2 protein-coding genes are annotated in these 2575 nt (G+C 59.1%); one reads left to right on the top strand and one right to left on the bottom strand.

Translation table 11 applies throughout. The annotated features are described in order from the left end of the window. Window positions 1-189 (bottom strand): helix-turn-helix domain-containing protein (locus tag ACXRVY_RS23675; protein WP_458238391.1); only part of this gene is annotated, 189 nt, incomplete at its 3' end. Window positions 190-701: 512 nt separating this feature from the next. On the opposite strand from ACXRVY_RS23675, the gene ACXRVY_RS23670 reads away from it, so the two are divergent. Further along, window positions 702-2575, top strand: a 1874-nt coding sequence (locus ACXRVY_RS23670; RefSeq protein ID WP_458238392.1) for a 3-hydroxyacyl-CoA dehydrogenase NAD-binding domain-containing protein, incomplete at its 3' end; no start/stop codon positions are given.

The raw sequence follows: 2575 nt of genomic DNA, 5'->3' as shown, positions 1-2575 counted from the left end.
GTTCAGCACCGTCTCACCGTGGCTCTCCATCATCTGCACCAGGTTGTCACGGGTGCCGCAAAAGCGATGCAGCGTAGCTTTGCTCACGCCAGCAGCTTCAGCCAGTTCCTTGAGCGTCGCCCGCGGGCGATCAACGATCGCCAGGGCCAGCGCCTTGATGAGTCTTTCGTCTTGCGGAGTCAGGGACATCAGTCGGTCTCGGATCGAATTTCAACGCCGGGAATTGTGCAGGAAAAGCTCATCACTGCAACGAAAAACACAGAACATGAGCAAATTACTTCATCTGAGACATTATTTGCTCAGGTCTCGGCTTTCAAATTTGGCCAGGTTCTGAAGCGTTTGAATGTCATGAACTGCAAAATACATGGCGTGATCTGCCAAGCTTTTGCATCGACCGTTATCCAGAATCGAAACCCTCAATAACAAAAGACACTGCATTTGGCTCCCGCCAAATGACGGAGGTTTCCGATGCGCCGATTCCTGCTCTCCTGCCTGACTGTAACCATGACCGCGATACTGGTTTCGGGGGCTATCTACGCCTTTGGATCAGCGGTTTCGAGTCGCGTCTCCAACGCTCACCCGAATTATCCAATCATCAGCATCGAAGAAGTCTTCAGGCATTTTTGACGAACCGCGGCCAACGAGCGTACTCCCGCGTGCCCGGCGTAAAAGCAGTCGTGCAGCAACATAAGGATCCCCTAATGAGCGACCTCATCCACTATCGTCTCGAAGACGGTCTGGCCCTGATAGGCCTGGCCCGTCCACCGGTAAATGCACTCGGCCAGCCTCTGCGCGCCGCTATCATCGACGCTTGCGAGCGCGCAGCCGCTGACGATAGGGTGGAGGCCATCATTCTCTACGGCGAGCACGGTATGTTTAGTGCCGGCGCCGATATCACCGAATTCGGCACCGATGCCTCCTTCGCCGAGCCGGACCTGCCCAGCACGCTGGTTCGCTTGACCCAGATCCACAAACCTCTCGTTGCCGCTATAGGCAAGCTGGCCCTGGGTGGCGGCCTGGAGCTGGCTCTGGCCTGTGGATACCGGATTGGTGAGCCAGGCACTCGAGTGGGCTTATCGGAAATAAACTTGGGTCTGTTGCCAGGCGCTGGCGGGACCCAACGCCTGCCAAGGTTGATCGGCGCTGAATCGGCGCTGAATCTGATTCTTTCAGGTCAACAGATCGACGCCGAGCGCGCTCGCATGCTGGGCATCCTCGACCGCCTAGCTACCGGCGCCGAGCAACTGCTGGATGAGGCGCGCGCTTATGCTGACGAGCTGATCGACTGCTGCGCCCCGGCGCGGCCGGCAGAGGCTTGGCCGGAACCGGCCGAGGACCTGCCGGCTGATTTCCTCGCCCGCTACCGCGCCGAGCATGAACCGCGCTGGAAAAGTCGCTTGGCCCCGCGCCTGGTGCTCTCTGCGCTGGAGGCGGCCTGCCTGCTGCCGCTGGAGGAGGGGCTCGCCCGAGAACTGGCGTTATTCAAGCAGGCCGAAGCTTCCCGCCAGTCCGAGGCGCTGCGCCATGTGTTCTTCGCTGAGCGCGAGGCTGGACGCATTCCAGGTATCGGGTCGGACATTGCGCTGCGCAAGGTCGAGAAGGTCGCGGTAATCGGAGCTGGCACCATGGGCGGTGGCATTGCCATGAACTTCGCCAACGCCGGTATCCCTGTAGCGCTGCTTGAGCTCAAGGGGGAGGCGCTGGACAACGGCCTGATGCAGATCCGCAAAAACTACGAGATCAGCGTCAAGCGCGGAAAGATGACCGCCGAACAACTGGAGCAGCGCATGGACCTGCTATTCGGCACCCTTGACTACAACGATTTGGCCGATGCCGACTTGGTGATCGAAGCGGTGTTCGAGCGGATGGAAATCAAGCAGCAGGTATTCCGCACTCTTGAAAAGGTGTGTAAGCCAGGTGCCATCCTCGCCACCAACACCTCGTCACTCGATGTCGACGCCATTGCGGCCACCGTCTCCCGCCCGCAGGACGTGATCGGTCTGCACTTCTTCAGTCCAGCCAATGTCATGCGCCTGCTGGAAGTAGTACGCGGTAAGGCCACCTCACCGGATGTACTGGCAACCACCATGAAGATCGCCAAGCATATCGGCAAGCTCCCGGTGCTCTCCGGCGTCTGCTTTGGTTTCATCGGCAACCGCATGCTCGAGCCTTATTCCCGCGAAGCCCATCGCCTGGTGTTGGAGGGGGCGACACCGGCGCAGGTAGACGGTGTGCTCACCGGCCTGGACCTGAATATGGGCATATTCAGCATGCTGGACCTTGCCGGTATCGATGTGAGTTTCCTGATACGCGATTCGAATCGGGCCGCCATTGCCCATGACGAAAGCTACTGCCGCCTTGGAGAGGAACTCTATGCCCTAGGGCGATACGGCCAGAAAACCGGGCGGGGCTTCTACCTTTATGAGGGCCGCAACTGTAAGGAGGACGACGAGGTGTTGGTGCTGGCGGAGCGCCTTGCCGACGAGCTGGAAGTCCCCCGACGTTCCGTTGATGATCAGGAAATCCATGATCGTTGCATTTTCATGCTGATCAACGAAGGTATCCAGTTGCTGGA

The organism is Pseudomonas sp. P5_A2_2 (genome assembly GCF_054177685.1).
The sequence above is the reverse complement of the archived record's forward strand: the minus strand, read 5'-3'. Positions and strand labels throughout refer to the sequence as shown.